This is a genomic window from Streptomyces sp. NPDC048473 (assembly GCF_043200155.1).
Lineage (GTDB): Bacteria > Actinomycetota > Actinomycetes > Streptomycetales > Streptomycetaceae > Streptomyces.
The window spans coordinates 167,439-186,965 of the sequence record NZ_JBICXE010000003.1 but is presented as its reverse complement, the minus strand read 5'-3'; the positions used below and the strand labels follow the sequence as shown (position 1 = coordinate 186,965).

Sequence of the window (19,527 nt, the reverse complement as noted above, 5' to 3'; positions counted from 1 at the left end):
GCCCGTGGCCACCTCGACTCCCACCCGGGACGCATACGCCCCGCCACCCGGCGGTTCCCAGCAGACACCGGCGGATTCCCGTCGGCAGACATGGCGGAGCCGGCTGTGGCGGTTCGACGACAAGGCTTCGCCGTTCGCCTACATAGCCCCGTTCTTCCTCGTCTTCGGCGCCTTCGGGCTCTATCCGCTGCTGTACACCGGATGGATCGCCCTGCACCGGGTGGAGATGACCGGCCTGGACCAGATGGAGTGGGTCGGCTGGGACAACTTCGACAAGATCCTGCACGACTCCGAATTCTGGACGGCCGTCAGCAACACCTTCCTGATCGGGGTCATGTCGACGGTCCCGCAGCTGCTGGTCGCGCTCGGCCTGGCCCACCTGCTGAACTACCGGCTGCGGGCCAGCACCTTCTGGCGGACGGTCATCCTCACCCCGTACGCCACCTCGGTGGCCTCCGCGGCCCTCGTCTTCGCCCTGGTCTTCCGGGCCGACGGCGGTCTGCTGAACTGGGTGCTGCATTTCGTCGGCTTCGGTGACACGAACTGGGCCAACGGCCACTGGACGTCGAAGATCGCGATCTCCGTCATCGTGATCTGGCGCTGGACGGGCTACAACACCCTGATCTACCTGGCCGCCATGCAGGCCGTACCGACCGATCTGTACGAGGCCGCATCGCTGGACGGCGCATCGCGCTGGCAGCAGTTCCGCAAGGTGACCATCCCCTCTCTGCGGCCCACGATCCTCTTCACGATCGTCATCTCGACCATCGGCTCCATGCAGCTGTTCGGTGAGCCCCTGCTGCTGGAGGGCGGCACTCTCGGAGCCACCGGCGGCAACGAGAATCAGTACGAGACGCTCAGCGTCTACCTCTACAACTACGGCTGGAATCTCGGGCACCTCGGTCCGGCCGCCGCAGTGGCCTGGGCGATGCTCGCCCTCCTGCTGATCATCGCCGCGGTCAACTGGCTCATCGGCCGCTTCGTACGCAAATCCGCGGTCTGACCGGGAGCGATTTCCATGACCATGACCAGCCCCACCAAAGCCCCGGAACGCGGCCTCCCGCAGCCGGCCCACCGGGCGACGCGGCGCCCGACCCGCTTCAGGCCGGGCGCAGGCAAGCAGTTGCAGGGCGGCCCGTTCACCTACATCGCCCTGGCCGTCGTCGGCATCGGCTCGCTCCTGCCGCTCTACTGGACCCTGGTGGCCGCGTCCCACACCCAGGACGAAGTGCTCGCCACCACACCGCCGTTCCTGCCCGGCGGGCGGCTGATGCACAACCTCGACGCCGCCTGGAGCCAGGCGCACCTCGGCAAGGCGATCGTCAACAGCGTCATCGTCTCCGGCTGCATCACGGCGGCGACGCTCTTCTTCTGCACCCTGGCCGGCTACGCCTTCGCCAAGATGCGCTTCAGGGGCCGCGGCGGGCTGATGACCGCGGTCATCGCCACGCTCACGATCCCGCCGCAGCTCAGCGTCGTCCCGTTGTTCATGATGATGTCCGACATCGGCTGGGGCGGAAAGCTGGAGTCGGTGATCTTCCCGACCCTGGTGAGCGCGTTCGGGGTGTTCTTCATGCGCCAGTACCTGAGCGAGGCGCTGCCCTACGAACTCATCGAGGCCGCCAAGGTCGACGGTGCGAACAACTTCCGCATCGTGCGCAGCGTGGTGCTCCCGGTGGCCCGCCCCGCGATGATGGTGCTGGGGATGCTCACCTTCGTACAGGCGTGGAACGACTTCTTCTGGCCCTACCTCGCCCTCAATCAGCAGAACCCCACGCTCCAGGTGGCCCTCGGCCAGCTGAGCGCCTCCTACACCCCCGACCAGAGCATCGTGATGGCCGGTGCGCTGATCAGCACACTGCCGCTGCTCCTGGTCTTCGTGATCTTCGGCAAGCAGATCGTCGGAGGGATCATGTCCGGCGCCGTCAAGGGGTGACACCGCGTCACCCGACTTCCCGCCTCTCCCCGGACTCCCCGTACGGCCTGTTCCCTGACCGCAGGCCGTACGGGCCCCCCGGAGCTCCACCTACCTGCCCCTGTTCGTCCATCCCTGGGAGCGCTCCCGCATGACTGCTGTACGACCCGACATCGCCCCGAAGCAGGCGCCCGAGGCAGCGGACTTTCCGACCGGTTTCGTCTGGGGGGCGGCCACCGCCGCCTACCAGGTCGAGGGCGCCGCTGCCGAGGACGGCCGCACCCCTTCCATCTGGGACACCTTCAGCCGCACCCCGGGCAAGGTCCGCAACGGTGACACCGGAGACATCGCCGCCGACCACTACCACCGCTACCGCGACGACGTGGCGCTGATGAAGCAGCTCGGCCTGAAGGCCTACCGCTTCTCCGTCTCCTGGTCCCGGGTGCAGCCCACCGGCCGCGGCCCCGCCGTCGAACGCGGACTGGACTTCTACCGCAGGCTCGTCGACGAGCTCCTCGAAGCGGGCATCGCGCCCGTCGCCACCCTCTACCACTGGGACCTGCCGCAGGAGCTGGAGGACGCCGGCGGCTGGCCCCAGCGGGTGACCGCCGAGCGCTTCGCCGACTACGCCGCCATCATGGCCGGCGCCCTCGGCGACCGCGTCTCCACCTGGACCACCTTCAACGAGCCGTGGTGCTCGGCCTTTCTCGGTTACGGCTCCGGCGTGCACGCCCCCGGCCGCACCGAGCCGGCATCCGCCCTGCGCGCGGCCCACCACCTCAACCTCGCGCACGGCCGGGCGATCGAGGTCCTGCGCGACCGGCTCCCCGCTGCCGCGCAGACCTCGGTCACTCTCAACCTCCACCAGGTCCGCCCGCTGACCGACAGCGCGGCCGACGCGGACGCCGCCCGCCGGATCGACGCGGTGGGCAACCGGGTCTTCACCGGCCCGATGCTGCACGGCGCGTACCCCGAGGACCTGATCGCCGACACCTCGCACCTGGTCGACTGGTCGAAGCTGGTCCACGACGGCGACCTGGCCGCCATCTCCCGTCCGATCGACGTCCTGGGCGTCAACTACTACACACCGACGCTGGTCTCCACGCCCGCGAGCGGTTCCGGCAACTCGCGCGACGACGGTCACGGCAACAGCGACCACTCCCCGTGGCCCGGCTCCGAGCATGTCGCCTTCCACCTCTCCGAGGGCAAGAAGCGCACCGCGATGAACTGGGCGATCGACCCCGACGGGCTGTACAACCTGCTCATCGACGTCGCCCGGGAGCACCCCGGCGTGCCGCTGATGGTCACCGAGAACGGTGCGGCCTTCGACGACTACGTCTCGCCCGAGGGCCTGGTGGAGGACCCCGAGCGGATCGAGTACCTGCGCGGCCACCTCGACGCCGTACAGCGGGCCGTGGCCGACGGGGCGGACGTGCGCGGCTACTTCCTCTGGTCCCTGATGGACAACTTCGAGTGGGCGTACGGGTACTCCAAGCGCTTCGGTGCCGTCTACGTCGACTACGCCACCCAGCGCCGCATCCCCAAGGCGAGCGCCCGCTGGTACGCCGACGTCATCCGCCGCCACGCACTGCCCCCGGTCACCGGCCTCGGCTGACCTGCACACCCCCCCTCCCGAGACCCGGCCGTCCGTGCCGGGTCTCCGTCCTTTCCGCCCGGCGCCGGGGGCCACGGAACCCGGTTCGGCACACCCGTAGTATGGGAGCGCTCCCATTTCTGACGCTGCCGGGAGGCCGCCGGGCACGGACGAGTGTCAAGGGATCCAGCACCAGGACTTGGTTCGGTTATCCGACTGTGAGAAATTGACCGCGAACGGGAGGCAGCCATGACGGCAGCGCGAGTACGGAGCGGCGGGCGGCCCACGCTCGAAGAGGTCGCGGCACGGGCGGGGGTGGGACGCGGCACGGCCTCGCGGGTCATCAACGGCTCCCCACGGGTCAGCGCGCACACCCGCGAGGCGGTGGAGGCGGCCGTCGCCGAACTGGGGTACGTACCCAATCGCGCGGCCCGCGCGCTCGCCGGGAACCGTACCGACGCCATCGCCCTCGTCGTGCCCGAGCCGGAGACCCGCTTCTTCGCCGAGCCGTACTTCTCCGACATCGTCCGCGGTGTCGGCGCGGCGCTCGCCGACACCGACATGCAGCTGCTGCTCACCCTGGTCGGCAGCGACCGCGAGCGCCGGCGGCTGGCCCAGTATCTGACCGCGCACCGCGTCGACGGCGTGCTGCTGGTCTCCGTCCACGCCGACGACCCGCTGCCGGACCTGCTGGAGCAGCTCGGCATGCCGGCCGTGATGAGCGGCCGCAGATCAGCCTCCGAACCGCTCGCCGCGGTCGACTCGGACAACTTCGAGGGCGCCCGCGCAGCCGTCGACCATCTGATTTCCCGGGGCCGCCGCTCCATCGCCACGATCACCGGGCGCCTCGATGTCTACGGTGCCCGGCGCCGCCTCGACGGCTACCGCAAGGCGGTCTCCGCGGCCGGTCTCGGACCGGACGAGCAGCTGGTAGCCCCCGCCGACTTCACGGAGGAGGGCGGCGCACAGGCCATGCGGGACCTGCTGGCCCGGCGCCCCGACGTCGACGCGGTCTTCGCCGCCTCCGACGTCATGGCCGCAGGGGCCCGCCAGGTGCTCCGTGAAGCCGGCCGGCGCATCCCGGACGATGTGGCCCTCATCGGCTTCGACGACTCGGCCGTGGCCCGTCACATGGACCCGGCGCTCACCAGCGTGCGCCAGCCGATCGAGGAGATGGGCCGCACGATGGCCCGCGTACTGCTCCAGGAGATCGCGGGCGAGAACCAGGAGCGTCCGCAGATCGTGCTCCCCACGGAACTGATCGTCCGCGACTCCTCGTGACGGCCGTCACATGACCGCCCGGTGAGGGTGGCTCAGACACGAGAAGGGCCCCGGTCGACGACCGGGGCCCTTCCCTTCAGGGTGAGTAACGGGACTCGAACCCGCGACATCCTGGACCACAACCAGGTGCTCTACCATCTGAGCTATACCCACCATGCCCGGTCTTTTTCTGACCGGCCGAGAAAAAGTGTACAGGGTCCGAGAGGGTGCTCGCGCCCCAGTTGTTCAGCCGCTGATCCCGGCCCCCGAAAGGCCCATGACCAGCGGCTTCACAATGTCCTACGGCGTGGGCGGCGCGACACGTGCCGCGATCGCCTTGGCGCGCTCCGAGTCCGGCCCGGGCTGCGGCACGAAGATCGCCTCGCGGTAGTAGCGCAGCTCCGTGATGGAGTCACGGATGTCCGCGAGCGCCCGGTGGTTGCCGTTCTTGTCCGGACTGTTGAAGTACGCCCTCGGGTACCAGCGGCGCGCCAGCTCCTTGACCGAGGACACATCGACGATCCGGTAGTGGAGGTAGCCCTCCAGGGTCGACATGTCCCGTGCCAGGAAGCCGCGGTCGGTGGAGACCGAGTTCCCGCAGAGCGGGGCCTTGCCGGGCTCCTTCACATGCTCGCGGACATAGGCCAGCACCTGGGCCTCGGCGTCGGCCAGGGTGGTGCCCCCGGCCAGCTCGTCGAGGAGACCCGAGGCGGTGTGCATCTGGCGCACCACCTCGGGCATCGTCTCCAGGGCCGCGTCCGGCGGGCGGATCACGATGTCCACCCCTTCGCCGAGCACGTTCAACTCCGAGTCGGTGACCAGCGCGGCCACCTCGATGAGTGCGTCTTCCGTCAACGAGAGCCCGGTCATCTCGCAGTCGATCCACACCATGCGGTCGTTCATGGCCCCACCCTACGGGGCACTCCGTTGACCCGGCAGGGTCGGGCGCCCGGAGGCGTACGCGTCGGGGCCCGGTTTCCCGTGCTCCGGCTGCCCCGCCCCGACCGTCGCCGACGTGACGACATGCGGACCCGGTGGGGTGGCCGCAGCCGTGGCACGCCGGCCCGCCGAGGTGCCCTGCGCGGGCACGATCGGATCGATCGCCGCGGCGGATGCCTCCGCACCACCACCCTGCGGACGACGGGCCCGGTAGGCGGCCCGGTACGCGGCGGGGGAAGAGCCCAGCTGGCGCCGGAAGTGTCCGCGCAGCGCGACCGGCGAACGGAAGCCGCAGCGGCCCGCGACCTCGTCGACCGAGTACTCGGACGTCTCCAGCAGTCGCTGTGCCTGCAGCACCCGCTGGGTGATCAGCCACTGGAGCGGTGCGCTGCCGGTGAGCGAGCGGAACCTCCGGTCAAAGGTCCGCCTGCTCATGTAGGCGCGCGCGGCCAGCGTCTCCACGTCGAACTGCTCGTGGAGATGCTCCAGCGCCCAGGCCACGACCTCTGCGAGCGGGTCGGAGCCGATCTCCTCAGGTAAAGACCTGTCGAGATAGCGCTCCTGGCCGCCACTGCGCCGCGGCGGCACGACGAGCCGGCGGGCCAGTGCCCCGGCGGCCTCCGTGCCGTGGTCCGTGCGGACTATGTGCAGACAGAGGTCGATCCCGGCCGCCGTCCCGGCGGAGGTGAGCACATCGCCGTCGTCGACGAAGAGCTCACGCGGATCGACATGCACCGACGGATAGCGCTTGGCCAGCGTCGGTGCGTACATCCAGTGTGTGGTCGCCGGGCGGCCGTCCAGCAGGCCGGCGGCGGCGAGCACGAACGCGCCGGTGCACAGCCCGACGATGCGGGCCCCTTCTTCATGGGCGCGGCGCAGCGCGTCCAGTGCCTCCACGGGCGGTGGTGAGGTGATCGAGCGCCAGGCGGGCACCACGACGGTGCCTGCCCTGCTGATCGCCTCCAGCCCGTAGGGCGCGGTCAGTTCGAGTCCCCCGGTGGTCCGCAGCGGTCCCTCTTCCCCGCCACAGACGAGGAGTCGGTAGCGCGGAACTCCCGCGTCCTGGCGGTCGATTCCGAACACGGAGAGCGGGATCGAGCTCTCGAAGATGGGGCCGCCGCTGAACAGCAGTACGGCGACGACTTCTCGTCGTCGTCGTCCACTGAGCTTCCGTACAGCCTCCGTTGCGGCGGCGGAGTCCTGGCTCATGACGCTAAGCCCCCCTCGGTGTTCGCGTCTTCCTGGTCCTTACGGGCCTGTCGCTCCTGCACTTTTCCCCTCGGTCCTGCACGAGACCCCCGTCTTCGGTACTCAAGATCGAATCTACTGCGTCCCGTGGTGCCGGCGTGACAAGTTCACCAACCAGCGTTATGTCGACAAGGCAACTTGGCGGGAAGCATTCGATCACGAAGGGTTTCACTCGGCGGCCGTGCTGGGAAGTGCGCCTCGCCTTGATGGCCCGTCCCTATCGGGTAGAAGCGTACCGCGCGGTCTCTTCTTGCCTGGTGGCAAGGGGGTTGATCGGCCAATTCGGCAAGGAAGCGACAGGGGTGTGAAGTTGGCTGAAAATAGATGGTTGTGCATACGTGATTCGGTCAGTCGACCGGCGCACAACCCCGATGGGCGGCCACTTCTTTGCGCCCCTCGGCAGGTCGGACGGCCGATCGTACGGAATCACGCGGTGGTGCCGGCGGGCGGCGGGATCCCGACCGGCGGGCCGGTATCGGTCCGCCGGCCGGGCGGAGGGCTCCGGACGGGGCGGAGGGGTCGGGGCGGGTACCGCGTGACTCCTGGGAGTGGACCGCCGGGCCGGCGGTCGGCGGCGGAGTGGTGATCCATCCCAGGGGTGCGGCGGTGTGGTGATCGATCCCGGGGGCGCGGCGGTCCGGGTGCGCCGTGCAGCGGGTGACGGATACGGCCCCGCCCGGTCACTGAGGGGAGTCGGTCCGGCCCGGCAGCGTCGATGTACAGCACAACCGGCATTGCCATACGGGTCCGCCTCGGGCATGCTCCGTGCAACGTCGCACGCGCTTTGCGCGGGTCTGGGCAGTGGAGGAGTGGCGCCGTACCCTTGGGGGTAAGGGGTTGGGAAGATGATTCCCGGACACCGCAACACCGCCCGCTGACGCACCTTCCCCAAGTCACTCTCCTCACGAGGACTCTCTTCGCCGAGACACCGATGGCCGGTCACGAAATCCCTGAACCCGCCGACCGCAAGCAGGTGGCCGACCCCGCGTCGGACCCGCAGGCGGCCGAAGAAACACGTCATTCCTGCGATCCCGCCTTCCGGCATGGGGTCGTGGTCGGCTTCGACGGCTCGACCTCCAGTGAGCGTGCCCTCGCATACGCCATCGGCATGGCCCGAAGATCAGGTTCCGGCCTGATCATCGTCCATGTCGCCAATCGGCTGCCGACCACCGTCTGGGCAGGCTGCGAGCCGCCCGTCTTCGTCGACGTGCCCGACCATCGCACCGAGGTGCTCGGCCTGGAGCTCGCCTGCGCGGACTACCTCTCCGAGGTTCCCTGGGTGCTCGTCGAGCGCGGCGGGGACATCTGTCATGAGCTGGAGGAGGTCGGCCGGGAGTACTCGGCCGACGCCATCGTCGTCGGCTCCACGCACGGCATCGTCGGCCGCATCTTCGGCTCGGTGGCGGGGCGCCTCGCGCGGCGCGCACAGCGCCCGGTCGTCGTCATCCCCTGAGCGTTCCCCGTCCCGGACGCCCCTGCCGTCACCCCTGTCACCGGGACCGGACCCAGCAGCCGACGTGGCGTCAACTCGCCTGTGAAAACCGGCAATCTACCGATGCGTAGAGGTGGATTGTGCGCTTGTGAAGGGTACATAAGGGTCACTGGGAAGCAGGACCACTGCATGTGAAGGGAGCCCGCCGTGGACAATGACGTCTCTGCGGGAAGCACCAGCACCTCTACCCTCGGCCACCTCGCCCTGGGACTCACCCTGTTGGCGTTCGGAATCGGTCACACCGGGGTCGTGGACGGTGTGACGGCGGCCGACGCCGTCTCGCTCGCGCTGTATGTCGGCGGTATCGCCCTGTTCGTCGCCGGACTCCTGGAGTTCCGCGCGGGAAGCGGCTTCACCGGCACGGCCTTCGTCGGGCTCGGCGCCTTCTGGTTCACCTGGGGCACCGGCGCCGACGCGCATGTCTCCAGCCATGCGGCAGGGCTGTTCCTGCTGCTCTGGGCCCTGTTCGCGCTCAGCCTGACCCTCGGCGCGGCCGGTGGCGGTCTGCTCGCCCGGGGGACGTACGCACTGCTGTTCCTGGGGCTTCTGCTCCTGGGCGTCGGGCAGTTCGCGGACAGCGGGAGCCTGGCCAAGGCGGGCGGCTGGCTTGCCGCGGTGTCCGGACTCGCCGCCTGGTACGGGGCGACGGCGGCGCTGGCCAACTGGCCCACGGCGCTGCCGGGGCGTGCTGCCGGCCGAGGGGTGACGGCCACCGGCTGAGGCAGCGACCGGGCCGGTGCGGCGCTACGGGAGGCACCGGCCCCCACGGGAGCGGCCCCGTACCCACGGTGGCGGTGGGTACGGGGCCGCTCTGCTCCGGGCACAGCCCGTGCAGGGATGCCTACTCGACGGTGACGGACTTCGCCAGGTTGCGCGGCTTGTCGATGTCACGGCCCATGGCCAGTGCCGTGTGGTACGCGAAGAGCTGGAGCGGGATGCCCATCAGGATCGGGTCCAGCTCGTTCTCGTTCTTCGGTACGACGATGGTGTGGTCGGCCTTCTCCTGCACCTGGTGTGCGACGGCGAGGATGCGGCCGCTACGGGCCTTGATCTCCTCCATCGCGGCGCGGTTCTTCTCCAGCAGATCGTCGTCCGGCACGATCGCGACCGTCGGCATCGCGGGCTCGATCAGCGCCAGCGGGCCGTGCTTCAGCTCGGAGGCGGGGTAGGCCTCGGCGTGGATGTACGAGACCTCCTTGAGCTTCAGCGAGGCCTCACGGGCGACGGGGTAGCCGCGCACCCGGCCGATGAACATCATCGACTTGGCGTCCGCGTACTCCGCCGCCAGCTTCTTGATCTCGTCCTCGTTCTCGAGGATCTCGGTGATCTGGGCGGGCAGCCTGCGCAGGCCCTCGATGATCCGCTTGCCGTCGGCGACCGACAGATCCCGGATCCGGCCCAGGTGCAGGGCGAGCAGCGCGAACGCGACGACCGTGTTCGTGAAGCACTTGGTGGAGACGACACAGACCTCGGGGCCGGCGTGGACGTACGTACCGCCGTCGGCCTCCCGGGCGATCGCCGAGCCGACCACATTGACCACACCGAGGACCCGGGCGCCCTTGCGCTTGAGCTCCTGGACGGCGGCCAGCACGTCGTACGTCTCACCGGACTGGGAGACCGCGACATACAGGGTGTCGGGGTCGACGACCGGGTTGCGGTAGCGGAACTCGGAGGCGGGCTCGGCGTCCGCGGGGATACGGGCCAGCTCCTCGATCAGCTGCGCGCCGATCTGACCCGCGTGGTACGAGGTGCCGCAGCCCAGGATCTTGATCCGGCGGACCCCACGCGCCTCACGGGCGTCCAGGTTCAGACCGCCGAGGTGCACGGTGGAGAAACGGTCGTCGATCCGGCCGCGGAGCACCCGGTCGACGGCGTCCGCCTGCTCGGAGATCTCCTTGTGCATGTACGTGTCGTGGCCGCCCATGTCGTACGACTCGGCCTCCCACTCCACGGTGGTCGGCGTGGCCGTCGTGGACGAGCCCTCCGTCGTGTACGTACGGAAGTCGTCGGCCTTGAGGGTGGCCATCTCGCCGTCGTCGAGGGTGACGACCTGGCGGGTGTGGGCGACCAGCGCGGCGACGTCGGAGGCGACGAACATCTCCTTCTCGCCGATGCCGAGCACGACCGGGGAGCCGTTGCGGGCGACCACGATGCGGTCGTTGAAGTCGGCGTGCATGACGGCGATGCCGTACGTGCCCTCGACCGAGCGCAGGGCCTCGCGGACCTTCTCCTCCAGGGTGTCCGCCTGGGCGCGGGCGATCAGGTGGACCAGTACCTCGGTGTCGGTCTCGGAGAGGAAGACGACACCGTCGGCGACGAGCTTCGCACGGAGCTCGGAGGCGTTGTCGATGATGCCGTTGTGGACGACGGCGACCTTGTTGTCGGCGTCCAGGTGCGGGTGCGCGTTCTCGTCGCTCGGGGCGCCGTGGGTGGCCCAGCGGGTGTGGGCGATACCGGTGGTGCCGGTGAAACGCTTGGGGATGCGGGCCTCCAGCTCGCGGACCCGGCCCTTCGCCTTGACCATCTTCAGGGCGGCGGGCTTCCCGGCCGACGCCTTTCCGGTGATGACGATGCCCGCGGAGTCGTAACCCCGGTACTCCAGCCGCTGCAGCCCTTCCAGCAGCAGCGGAGCCACATCACGCTTCCCGATATATCCGACGATTCCGCACATAAAGTCTCTGCCCCTCCATCGACGTACCTGTGGTGCCCGTTGCTACCCGTTGCTGCCTGTTCCTCAGCCGTAGACGATGCGTCGCAGCTGGCGGAGCGAGAGCTCCGGCGGCGCGACCGCCCGGTGCGGCAGCTCGGCCGCGATCCGCTCGAAGATCTCCGTGTTCACCAGGCCGCCGGACTGCAGTTCGCGGTGGCGGCGGCGGACGAAGTCGTCGGTCGTCTCGTCGAAGTACGCCAGCACGTCGAGAATCACCCGGGCGGCTTCACCGCGCTGGAGCGCGGTGCTGCGCACCAGGTGATCAATGAGGTCGTCATGCGACGAGCGGCGTTCGAGCACTCGTAGATATTGCGGCGAACGGAGCACTTACGCAACAATTCTGCCCGATATCGGGCAGGGGTGGGTGTGATTACGCTCTCGGACGGACCCCGGGGCGGTCGAGGAGGGCATCGGGACGCGCTCAGAGACGCTTCAGGACGGCCTGTTTGGCAGCGGTGAACTCGTCGTCGGTGAGGATCCCCGCCTGATGCAGCTCGCCGAGCTCCCGCAGCCGGCGCAGCAGTACGTCGTGATCGTCGGCGGCAGGTGCGGGGACGGGTGCCGCTGGTGCGGCCGGGGCCGGGTTCTGTGCGGGCCGGGCGCTTTCGGCGGCGGCCGCTGTCTCCGCCCCCGCCGCACCCGGCAGCCGGACCAGTACCGCCGCCGCGACCAGTACCGCCGTGTACTCCTTCTTGGACAGCCCCCACAGATCCAGTGAGTACGGGTCGAACTCGGCCGCCGGAGCCGGGCCCGTAGCCCTGTCCCCGCCCTCGCCCCGTACGAAGCGCAGATGCCCGTTCTCCAGACCGATGGCGGGCAGCCAGTGCACCCCGGTCACCTCCGACACCGGGAAGGCGACCGGACCGCCCGTGCTCTTGACCTCCTTGGCCTTCCAGTTCCAGGTGAGGCGGATGACCTCCCCGTCGAACGAGGCCGTGCCGTCCCCGCCGCCCCCGGCGACCGGCACCGCGGGTCCCGGCAACAGGAAGCCGTCCACCGGCCCGGCGGGCACCTGCTCGATCAGCAGGGCGCCGCGCACCTCGCCGACGAAGTACTCCGCTACTCCGCTGCGGTCCTTTTCCACCGACAGCCGGTACGGATCCGCGGCGTCCTTGAGCCTGCCGTCCGCAGCGCGCAGGACCGGACAGGCGCCGTCGCGCAGCCGCAGCCGAAGCCGACCGCCCTTGCGGTCCGGTTCGAAGGCGATGCCCGCCAGTGCCCGGAGCGGGACCACGCACTCACCCAGTTCCTGCCGGAGCGGATGAATACCCTTCCCGCGGCCGGGCACGATCCGCACTGTCTCGCCGTCGAAGGTCCACGTTCCGTCGCGCTGGATTATTTCCGCCATGGGGCAGATTCTCGCAGCCGCATAACGGGGAAGTGGTCTACACCTTGACCGTGCGTGGGACTGGCGATACGCATGGTGATGGTTCGTTGCTCAGGAGATCCACAGGTGTGAACCCGTCGAAAGGGACCCGGCTTGTGAGACTGCACAGGACACAGCGCACCGCCCTTCCCCGTCTTCTCGGCTCGCTGCTGCTCGTCACAGCGGCCGGTATCTCCAGCGTCGGCGCAGCGCCGGAAGGACAGGCGGCGAGCAGCGGCCCGGCCGCCGCCTCGCCACGTCCGCTCGGGCAGATAGTGCCCGCCCCCGCCGAGGCGAAGCCCGGCGGTTCTCCGTACACCATCACCGCGGACACCAGGATCCGCGTCGAGGACGGCTCCCGCGAGGCCCGGAAGATCGGCGACTATCTGGCGGGCGTGCTGCGCCCGTCCACCGGGTACGCCCTGCCGGTCACCGGCCGTGGCGGCGACGGCATCCGGCTCCGGCTCGACTCCCACGACAGCGGGTCGGGCGCCGAGGGCTACTCCCTGAAGTCGAGCCCCGGCTCCGTCACCATCACCGCACGCAACCCCGCAGGGCTCTTCCACGGCGTCCAGACGCTGCGTCAGCTGCTCCCGGGCCACGTGGAGAAGAACAGCCGTCAGAAGGGCCCGTGGAAGGTCGCGGGCGGCACGGTCGAGGACGCGCCGCGCTATGCGTACCGGAGCGCGATGCTGGACGTCTCCCGGCACTTCTTCTCCGTCGCCGAGGTCAAGCGCTACATCGACCAGCTCGCCCTGTACAAGATGAACAAGCTCCATCTGCATCTCTCCGACGACCAGGGCTGGCGGATCGCCATCGACTCCTGGCCGCGGCTCGCCACGTACGGCGGGCAGACGGAGGTCGGCGGGGGAGTCGGCGGCTACTACACGAAGAACGACTACAAGGAGATCGTCCGGTACGCCTCGTCCCGCTATCTGGAGGTCGTGCCGGAGATCGACCTGCCCGGCCACACCAACGCGGCGCTCGCCTCGTACGCGGAGCTGAACTGCGACGGCGTCGCGCCGCCGCTCTACACCGGTACCGATGTCGGCTTCAGCTCGCTCTGCGTCCCGAAGGCCGTCACGTACGACTTCGTGGACGACGTGGTCCGTGAGCTGGCCGCGCTCACCCCCGGCAAGTACCTCCACATCGGCGGCGACGAGGCGCACTCCACCAGCCACGAGGACTATGTGGCCTTCATGGACAAGGCGCAGGCCATCGTCGGCAAGTACGGCAAGACCGTGATCGGCTGGCATCAGCTGACCGGGGGCACGCCGGTGAAGGGCGCGGTCGCCCAGTACTGGGGTTACGACCAGACGGGCGCGGCCGAGCGCAAGCAGGTGGCGGACGCCGCCGTGAACGGCACGAAGCTGGTGCTGTCCCCGGCGGACCGGAGCTACCTCGACATGAAGTACGACAAGGACACCGAGCTGGGCCTGGCCTGGGCCGGTTACGTCTCCGTCCAGCGCTCGTACGACTGGAACCCGGCGACGTACCTGGACGGCGCCCCGGAGGCTTCGATCCTCGGCGTCGAGGCGCCGCTCTGGTCGGAGACCCTGACCAACAGCGACGAGATCGAACAGATGGCGTTCCCCAGGCTGCCCGGGGTGGCGGAGCTGGGATGGTCGCCCGCGTCCACGCACGACTGGGACGCGTACAAGGTGCGGCTGGGCGCGCAGGGGCCGAGGCTCTCGGCGCTCGGCGTCAACTACTACCGGGCGCCGCAGGTTCCCTGGGCCGCGGAATGAGCTGACCGGGGCCGTCCGGCGACTGTTGTGTTCCCGGTCGCCGGACGGGATCGCCAGATGTCCTCCGTCGCCGGACGGCCCCGCCAGATGTCCTCAGTCGCCGGACGGGCTTGGTTTTCGAGCCCGTCCGGCGATCGGGGACAGTCACCGCACTAGAACCGTGCGATCGGGTTCTTCAACGTGCCGATCAGCTGCAGTGCCCCCGAAGGATCGGTCAGATCGACCATCTGCTTGTTGTTCCGCAGCTGCAGCCGGTTCAGGCAGGACAGCGCGAACTCCTCCGTGAACATGTCGTACTGCTTGAACTTGTCGGCGAGATACGGCACCGATTCCTGGTACCCGGTGACGCATTCGGCGGTCGTCCGCCAGAACGTCTCCTCGTCGAGTACGCCCTCGCTCGCCAGCCCCGCGCCAAGGAAGCGCAGGAAGCAGTCGAAGACATCGGTGAGGACCGAGAGCAGTTTCATGTCCTCGGGAACCTCGGCCCGGATCCGCTCGACCTGCGGCGGCAGCACCGCGTCCGGGTCCATGACCGCGATCTCCTCGGCGATGTCCTTGAAGACCGTGCGCCGTACGACCCCGTCCTCGACGACCAGGATGACGTTCTCGCCGTGCGGCATGAACACCAGGTCGTACGCGTAGAAGCTGTGCAGCACCGGCACCAGGTACGCGTCCAGGTAGTGGCGCAGCCACACTGCGGCGTCCAGCCCCGACTCGGCGATCAGCGCGCCGGCCACGGAGCTGCCCTCGTGGTCGGTGTGGAGCAGCGAGGCCATGGTCGCGACCCGCTCGCCGGGGGCCAGGCCGGGGACGGGGCTCTCCCGCCACAGCGCGGCGAGCATTTTCAGATACGGGGAGCCCTTGGCGGTGGCCGCCTCGTACGTCCGGTGGTGGTAGCCGATGGCCGCCCGCTCCCGGATGATCGAGAAGCGGGCCTCGCGCAGCAGTTCGTCGCGCTCGATCAGCTCGGCCAGCCAGTCGTTGATCGCGGGGGTGGCCTCCATGTACGCGGCGGAGAGCCCGCGCATGAAGCCCATGTTGAGGACGGACAGCGCCGTTTTGACGTAATGTCGGTCCGGGGCGCTGGTGTTGAAGAAGGTACGGATGGACTGCTGCGCCAGGTACGCGTCGTCGCCCTCGCCCAGGCAGACCAGATGCTGCTGCGCGAGCTCCCCGGCGAAGGTGACGGCCAGCTTGTTCCACCACTGCCAGGGGTGGACGGGGATCAGCAGGTAGTCGTCGAGGTCGAGCCCGAGACCGGACATCGTGGCCGCGAACCGGGCGCGGGTCTCCTCGTCCAGCTCGCCCCCGATCAGCGTCTCGTAGTCGAGCCCGGTGCCTGCTGTGAAGGTGGCGCGGTCGCGACGGGCGGCGAGCCAGACCAGCCGGATCCCGGCCGCCGTCTCGGGGGCGTACGCCCGGTACTCGTCCACACCGAAGCCGAGCCGCCCGTTGTTGGCGACGAAGCAGGGGTGGCCCTCGGTCATGCCGGTCTCGATCGCCTGGAACCCGGCCCGGACCAGCTCGGCGGAGGTGACGGGCGGCTTGGTCAGCTTGTACGCGGTGCCGGCCAGGGTGGAGGAGATCTCCTCCAGGTAGACCGGGAGGACCTCCGCCGAGAGGCCGAGCGTGGAGCGCAGCTCGACAAAGAACTCACCTGCGTCCAGCGGCAGTTCGCTGCCGTGCCGGTGGCGGGTGATCGAGTCGGCCTCGACCTGCCAGTGGTCGAGGGCGAAGATCCGGGCGGTGAAGCGGTACTCGGTCGCCGCGTCGTCGCTGCGCACCGAGTAGCGGTCGCCGCCGAGCGGTGCGGGGGTCAGCAGCCGCTCGTGGCTGAACTCGGCGAGCGCCTTGCGGATCAGCAGCCGGTTGGCGGTGGCCCAGCGCTCGGGGGTGAGGTGGGCGACGGCGTCGGTGGTCGGGGTCATCGGGCGGCTCCTTCGCGCGCGGCCTCGAACTGCTCGCGGGTGCAGGCGCTGAGCAGGGCGTTCTTCTCCGGCTTGGCTATCTCGCCCAGCACTTCGAAGCCGACCGCCTTGTTGAGGGCGTGCACCGCGCTGTTGCGTACATCGGGTTCGACGACGACCCGGCGCACGGACGGGTCGGCGAACAGCGCCTCCATCACGGCGGTGATCACGCCGAGCGTGAAGCCGTGCAGCGGGGTGTCGGTCGGGGCGACCAGGAAGTGCATCCCGATGTCGCCGGGCTCGGCCTCGTGCAGCCCCTTGAGCTCGACCTCGGTGGGGTCGTACCGCTCCATCAGGAAGGCGGGCTCCCCGTTGTGCAGCCCGATGAAGGCGTCGTGGTGCGGGTGGGCGGCGATCGCCATGTACTCCCGCTCCACGTCCTGGAGCTTGGCGTCGCCCATCAGCCAGAAGGAGGCCTTGGGGTGGGTGACCCAGCCGTGCACCAGCTCGGCGTCGGCGAGGGGGTCCAGTGGGCGGGTGGTGAAGGTGCCGAGGTCGGTGGTCATACGGCGAACTCCTGGAAGGCTATGGACTTCTCGACCGGGTAGTACTCACGGCCGAGCAGTTCGCCGATGATGTACGCGTTGCGGTAGGCACCCATGCCCAGGTCGGGCGAGGTGATCGAGTGGGTGTGCGTGCCCGCGTTCTGCAGGAAGACGCCGTGCCCGGTGGTGTCGATGGAGTAGTTGCGGGCCACGTCGAAGCGGCCGCGGCTGTCGTGCCGCAGGCGGTCGGTGATCGGATGAAGGAAGGCCGGCGGGGTGTACCGGTAACCGGTGGCGAGGATCAGGCCCTCGGTGGTGAGGGTGTAGTCCTTGCCCTGCTCCTCCTGGTGCAGCCCCAGCGTGTACGTACCGCTGCTCTCCTCGTAACTCACGCTGTTCAGAGATGAGTTGGTGAGGAGCCGGGTCGGGGTGGGACCGGGCAGGTTCTTCTGGTAGAGCAGGTCGAAGATCGCGTCGATCAGCTCGCCGTCGATGCCCTTGAAGAGGCCCTTCTGCCCGGACTCCAGCCGGTAGCGGGTCTCCTCGGGCAGTGTGTGGAAGTAGTCGATGTACTCCGGGGAGGTCATCTCCAGCGTCAGCTTGGTGTACTCCAGCGGGAAGAACCGCGGCGAGCGCGTCACCCAGTTCAGCCGGTAGCCGTGCACATCGATCTCGGAGAGCAGGTCGTAGTAGATCTCGGCCGCGCTCTGCCCACTGCCGACGAGGGTGATGGACTTCTTCGCCTGGAGAGCCGCTTTTCCGTCCAGGTAGCGGGAGTTGTGCAGATAGTCGCCGCCCAGGTCCTGGCAGGCGTCCGGGATGTACGGGGGAGTGCCGGTGCCGAGCACGAGCCGTGGGGCCCGGAAGACGCTGCCTGTGACGGTACGGACGGTGTAGAGCGCGGTGCCCTCGTCGTACGTGACCGACTCGACGGTCTCGCTGAAACGGACGCTGCTGAGTTGGGCGGCGGCCCAGCGGCAGTAGTCGTTGTACTCGGTCCGCAGCGGGTAGAAGTTCTCCCGTATGTAGAAGGAGTACAGCCGCCCGCGTTCCTTCAGATAGTTCAGGAAAGAGTACGGCGAGGTCGGGTCGGCCATCGTGACCAGGTCCGACATGAACGGCGTCTGGAGGTGGGCTCCTTCGAGGAACATCCCGGAGTGCCACTCGAAGTCCGGCTTGGACTCCAGGAACACCCCGTTCAGCTCGTCGATCGGCTCGGTCAGACAGGCCAGCCCGAGATTGAACGGACCGAGCCCGATGCCGATGAAGTCATGGGGTTCAGGATGCGCGGTCAAGGGAGTCTCCCAGGTACTGCTCGGCGTGGCCGGAGATCAGGTCGAGTACCGCGGCGATGTCCTGCGCGGTCGTTTCGGGGTTGAGCAGGGTGAACTTCAGGTACTGGCGGCCGCCGACCTTCGTACCGGCGACGACGGCCTCGCCGGAGGCGAAGAGGGCCTTGCGGGCATGGAGATTGGCCCGGTCGATCTCGGTGGGCGCGGTGATGCCGGACGGGATGTAGCGGAACACCAGGGTGGACAGCTGAGGCTCGACGACGACGTCGAAGCGCGGGTCGGCGGCGAGCAGTTGCCAGCCCTCGGCGGCCAGGTCGCAGACCTCGTCGAAGAGCTGGCCGATACCGTCCGCACCCATCACACGCAGCGTCATCCACAGTTTCAGGGCGTCGAATCTGCGAGTGGTCTGCAGCGACTTGTCCACCTGGTTGGGGATGCGTTCGGCGGCCATCCGCTGCGGGTTGAGGTACTCGGCGTGGTACGTGGCATGGCGCAGCGTGGCCCGGTCGCGGACCAGCAGGGCGGACGAACTCACCGGCTGGAAGAAGGACTTGTGGTAGTCCACGGTGACCGAGTCGGCGTGCTCGATGCCGTCGAGGAGGTGGCGGCGATCGAGGGAGGCCAGCAGCCCGCAGCCGTACGCGGCGTCGACATGCAGCCAGGTGGAGAACTGCTGGCAGAGCGCGGCGATTTCGGGCAGGGGGTCGATGGAACCGAAGTCGGTGGTGCCCGCGGTGGCGACGACGGCCACCGGGACGGCGCCTTCGGCGAAGCACTGCTCCAGCGCGCGGGCCAGTGCCACGGTCTGCATGCGCTTGTTGTGGTCGACGGGGACGGGGACGACCGAGTCCGGGCCGAGGCCGAGGAGTTTCGCCGACTTCTGCACGCTGAAGTGGCTGCATTCGGAGGTGAAGATGCGCAGCCGGGTGAAGTGGTGCGGCGGCGTCTTGGCCTCTTCCCGGGCGAGCAGCAGGGCCTGCAGATTGGACTGCGTACCGCCGCTGGTGAAGATTCCGTCCGCGGCCGGTCCGAGGCCGATCCGGGCCGCGGTCCAGTTGATCAGGCGGCGCTCGATCAGGGTGCCGCCGGCGCTCTGGTCCCAGGTGTCCAGGGAGGAGTTGACGGCCGAGAGAACGGCTTCGCCGAGGACGGCGGGGATGACCACCGGGCAGTTGAGGTGGCCCAGGTAGCGGGGGTGATGGAAGTAGACGGCGTCACGGAGGTAGACGCTGTCGAGCTCGTCGAGGGCGGCGGACGTATCGCCCAGTGGCCGGTCCAGATCGATCGCGTCAACGACGGGAGTGAGCTCGTCGACGGAGATTCCGGTGAACGGCCGGTCTGTGGCGGCGAGTTTGGCTGCGACCCGTTCGACTCCTGCGGTCACGGAGCGCCGGTAATGCTCCGCGGTCGTGTCGTTGAGCAGGTGCGAACGCATGAAGGGGTCCTCCCGGATGCGGGGAAACTTCATCGGTCCTCAGGACAGAAGGAGGGGCGAGGACCCGATGTCGAAG

General features: G+C 69.1%; 16 protein-coding genes and 1 tRNA gene. 7 read left to right on the top strand and 10 right to left on the bottom strand.

Annotated features, from left to right (window positions below; translation table 11 throughout):
• Positions 1 to 4: 4 nt before the first annotated feature.
• From ACGFU7_RS07210 to ACGFU7_RS07195, 4 genes are all read left to right on the top strand, one after another.
• Entirely contained in the window at positions 5 to 1,003 is a 999-nt protein-coding gene (locus tag ACGFU7_RS07210; protein ID WP_393693181.1) for a carbohydrate ABC transporter permease, read from the top strand.
• A gap of 15 nt (positions 1,004 to 1,018) precedes the next feature.
• Positions 1,019 to 1,936, top strand: coding sequence for a carbohydrate ABC transporter permease (locus ACGFU7_RS07205; protein WP_393693179.1), 918 nt, complete (start codon positions 1,019 to 1,021; stop codon positions 1,934 to 1,936).
• Positions 1,937 to 2,066: 130 nt separating this feature from the next.
• Positions 2,067 to 3,530 carry a GH1 family beta-glucosidase gene (locus ACGFU7_RS07200; protein ID WP_393693177.1) on the top strand — a complete coding sequence of 488 codons (1,464 nt, stop codon included), beginning with the start codon at positions 2,067 to 2,069 and terminating at the stop codon, positions 3,528 to 3,530.
• 228 nt (positions 3,531 to 3,758) lie between these two features.
• Positions 3,759 to 4,790: a LacI family DNA-binding transcriptional regulator gene (locus ACGFU7_RS07195; RefSeq protein ID WP_393693175.1), complete on the top strand. Its 1,032-nt coding sequence runs from the start codon at positions 3,759 to 3,761 to the stop codon at positions 4,788 to 4,790.
• Between the two features lie 80 nt (positions 4,791 to 4,870).
• Here ACGFU7_RS07195 and ACGFU7_RS07190 read toward each other — a convergent pair.
• The 3 genes from ACGFU7_RS07190 to ACGFU7_RS07180 form a co-directional block, all read right to left on the bottom strand.
• A tRNA-His gene (locus tag ACGFU7_RS07190) sits at positions 4,871 to 4,943 on the bottom strand.
• Between the two features lie 126 nt (positions 4,944 to 5,069).
• Entirely contained in the window at positions 5,070 to 5,672 is a 603-nt protein-coding gene (gene orn / locus ACGFU7_RS07185) for an oligoribonuclease (RefSeq protein ID WP_393693173.1), read from the bottom strand.
• A 9-nt stretch (positions 5,673 to 5,681) separates the two neighbouring features.
• Positions 5,682 to 6,917: a helix-turn-helix domain-containing protein gene (locus ACGFU7_RS07180; protein ID WP_393693171.1), complete on the bottom strand. Its 1,236-nt coding sequence runs from the start codon at positions 6,915 to 6,917 to the stop codon at positions 5,682 to 5,684.
• A gap of 970 nt (positions 6,918 to 7,887) precedes the next feature.
• Here ACGFU7_RS07180 and ACGFU7_RS07175 point away from each other — a divergent pair.
• Positions 7,888 to 8,409 carry a universal stress protein gene (locus ACGFU7_RS07175; RefSeq protein WP_393693169.1) on the top strand — a complete coding sequence of 174 codons (522 nt, stop codon included), beginning with the start codon at positions 7,888 to 7,890 and terminating at the stop codon, positions 8,407 to 8,409.
• Between the two features lie 186 nt (positions 8,410 to 8,595).
• A complete protein-coding gene (locus ACGFU7_RS07170; protein ID WP_393693168.1) occupies positions 8,596 to 9,168 on the top strand; it encodes an acetate uptake transporter in 573 nt (190 codons plus the stop codon).
• Positions 9,169 to 9,289: 121 nt separating this feature from the next.
• Here the strand turns inward: ACGFU7_RS07170 and glmS are convergent, their stop codons facing one another.
• From glmS to ACGFU7_RS07155, 3 genes are all read right to left on the bottom strand, one after another.
• Entirely contained in the window at positions 9,290 to 11,119 is a 1,830-nt protein-coding gene (gene glmS / locus ACGFU7_RS07165) for a glutamine--fructose-6-phosphate transaminase (isomerizing) (RefSeq protein ID WP_393693166.1), read from the bottom strand.
• A gap of 63 nt (positions 11,120 to 11,182) precedes the next feature.
• Positions 11,183 to 11,458, bottom strand: coding sequence for a hypothetical protein (locus tag ACGFU7_RS07160; protein WP_173313366.1), 276 nt, complete (start codon positions 11,456 to 11,458; stop codon positions 11,183 to 11,185).
• Between the two features lie 121 nt (positions 11,459 to 11,579).
• Positions 11,580 to 12,506 (bottom strand): DUF4429 domain-containing protein, encoded by a 927-nt coding sequence (locus ACGFU7_RS07155; RefSeq protein WP_393693164.1) that lies wholly within the window; start codon positions 12,504 to 12,506, stop codon positions 11,580 to 11,582.
• Positions 12,507 to 12,640: 134 nt separating this feature from the next.
• Between ACGFU7_RS07155 and ACGFU7_RS07150 the strand changes: the two genes are divergently transcribed.
• On the top strand, positions 12,641 to 14,272 hold the full coding sequence (locus tag ACGFU7_RS07150) for a beta-N-acetylhexosaminidase (protein ID WP_393693162.1): 1,632 nt from the start codon (positions 12,641 to 12,643) through the stop codon (positions 14,270 to 14,272).
• A gap of 152 nt (positions 14,273 to 14,424) precedes the next feature.
• On the opposite strand, the gene ACGFU7_RS07145 is transcribed toward ACGFU7_RS07150, so the two are convergent.
• Genes ACGFU7_RS07145 through ACGFU7_RS07130 form a run of 4 tightly spaced genes read right to left on the bottom strand, consistent with a single transcriptional unit; the run spans position 14,425 to position 19,451 of the window.
• On the bottom strand, positions 14,425 to 16,200 hold the full coding sequence (locus ACGFU7_RS07145) for an IucA/IucC family protein (protein WP_393693160.1): 1,776 nt from the start codon (positions 16,198 to 16,200) through the stop codon (positions 14,425 to 14,427).
• A complete protein-coding gene (locus ACGFU7_RS07140) occupies positions 16,197 to 16,745 on the bottom strand; it encodes a GNAT family N-acetyltransferase (RefSeq protein ID WP_393693158.1) in 549 nt (182 codons plus the stop codon). The genes ACGFU7_RS07145 and ACGFU7_RS07140 overlap by 4 nt, the downstream gene beginning before the upstream one ends.
• Positions 16,742 to 18,019 carry a lysine N(6)-hydroxylase/L-ornithine N(5)-oxygenase family protein gene (locus ACGFU7_RS07135; RefSeq protein ID WP_393693156.1) on the bottom strand — a complete coding sequence of 426 codons (1,278 nt, stop codon included), beginning with the start codon at positions 18,017 to 18,019 and terminating at the stop codon, positions 16,742 to 16,744. Before ACGFU7_RS07135 ends, ACGFU7_RS07140 begins: the two co-directional genes overlap by 4 nt.
• On the bottom strand, positions 18,003 to 19,451 hold the full coding sequence (locus ACGFU7_RS07130; RefSeq protein ID WP_393693155.1) for a pyridoxal phosphate-dependent decarboxylase family protein: 1,449 nt from the start codon (positions 19,449 to 19,451) through the stop codon (positions 18,003 to 18,005). Before ACGFU7_RS07130 ends, ACGFU7_RS07135 begins: the two co-directional genes overlap by 17 nt.
• Positions 19,452 to 19,527 lie beyond the last annotated feature (76 nt).

Bases quoted from the DNA above. Each gene is read 5' to 3' on its own strand.
- ACGFU7_RS07195 (WP_393693175.1), top strand. From the start codon at position 3,759: ATGACGGCAGCGCGAGTACGGAGCGGCGGGCGGCCCACGCTCGAAGAG.
- ACGFU7_RS07155 (WP_393693164.1), bottom strand. From the start codon at position 12,506: ATGGCGGAAATAATCCAGCGCGACGGAACGTGGACCTTCGACGGCGAG.
- ACGFU7_RS07200 (WP_393693177.1), top strand. From the start codon at position 2,067: ATGACTGCTGTACGACCCGACATCGCCCCGAAGCAGGCGCCCGAGGCA.
- glmS (WP_393693166.1), bottom strand. From the start codon at position 11,119: ATGTGCGGAATCGTCGGATATATCGGGAAGCGTGATGTGGCTCCGCTG.
- ACGFU7_RS07145 (WP_393693160.1), bottom strand. From the start codon at position 16,200: ATGACCCCGACCACCGACGCCGTCGCCCACCTCACCCCCGAGCGCTGG.
- orn (WP_393693173.1), bottom strand. From the start codon at position 5,672: ATGAACGACCGCATGGTGTGGATCGACTGCGAGATGACCGGGCTCTCG.
- ACGFU7_RS07205 (WP_393693179.1), top strand. From the start codon at position 1,019: ATGACCATGACCAGCCCCACCAAAGCCCCGGAACGCGGCCTCCCGCAG.
- ACGFU7_RS07130 (WP_393693155.1), bottom strand. From the start codon at position 19,451: ATGCGTTCGCACCTGCTCAACGACACGACCGCGGAGCATTACCGGCGC.
- ACGFU7_RS07140 (WP_393693158.1), bottom strand. From the start codon at position 16,745: ATGACCACCGACCTCGGCACCTTCACCACCCGCCCACTGGACCCCCTC.
- ACGFU7_RS07180 (WP_393693171.1), bottom strand. From the start codon at position 6,917: ATGAGCCAGGACTCCGCCGCCGCAACGGAGGCTGTACGGAAGCTCAGT.
- ACGFU7_RS07175 (WP_393693169.1), top strand. From the start codon at position 7,888: ATGGCCGGTCACGAAATCCCTGAACCCGCCGACCGCAAGCAGGTGGCC.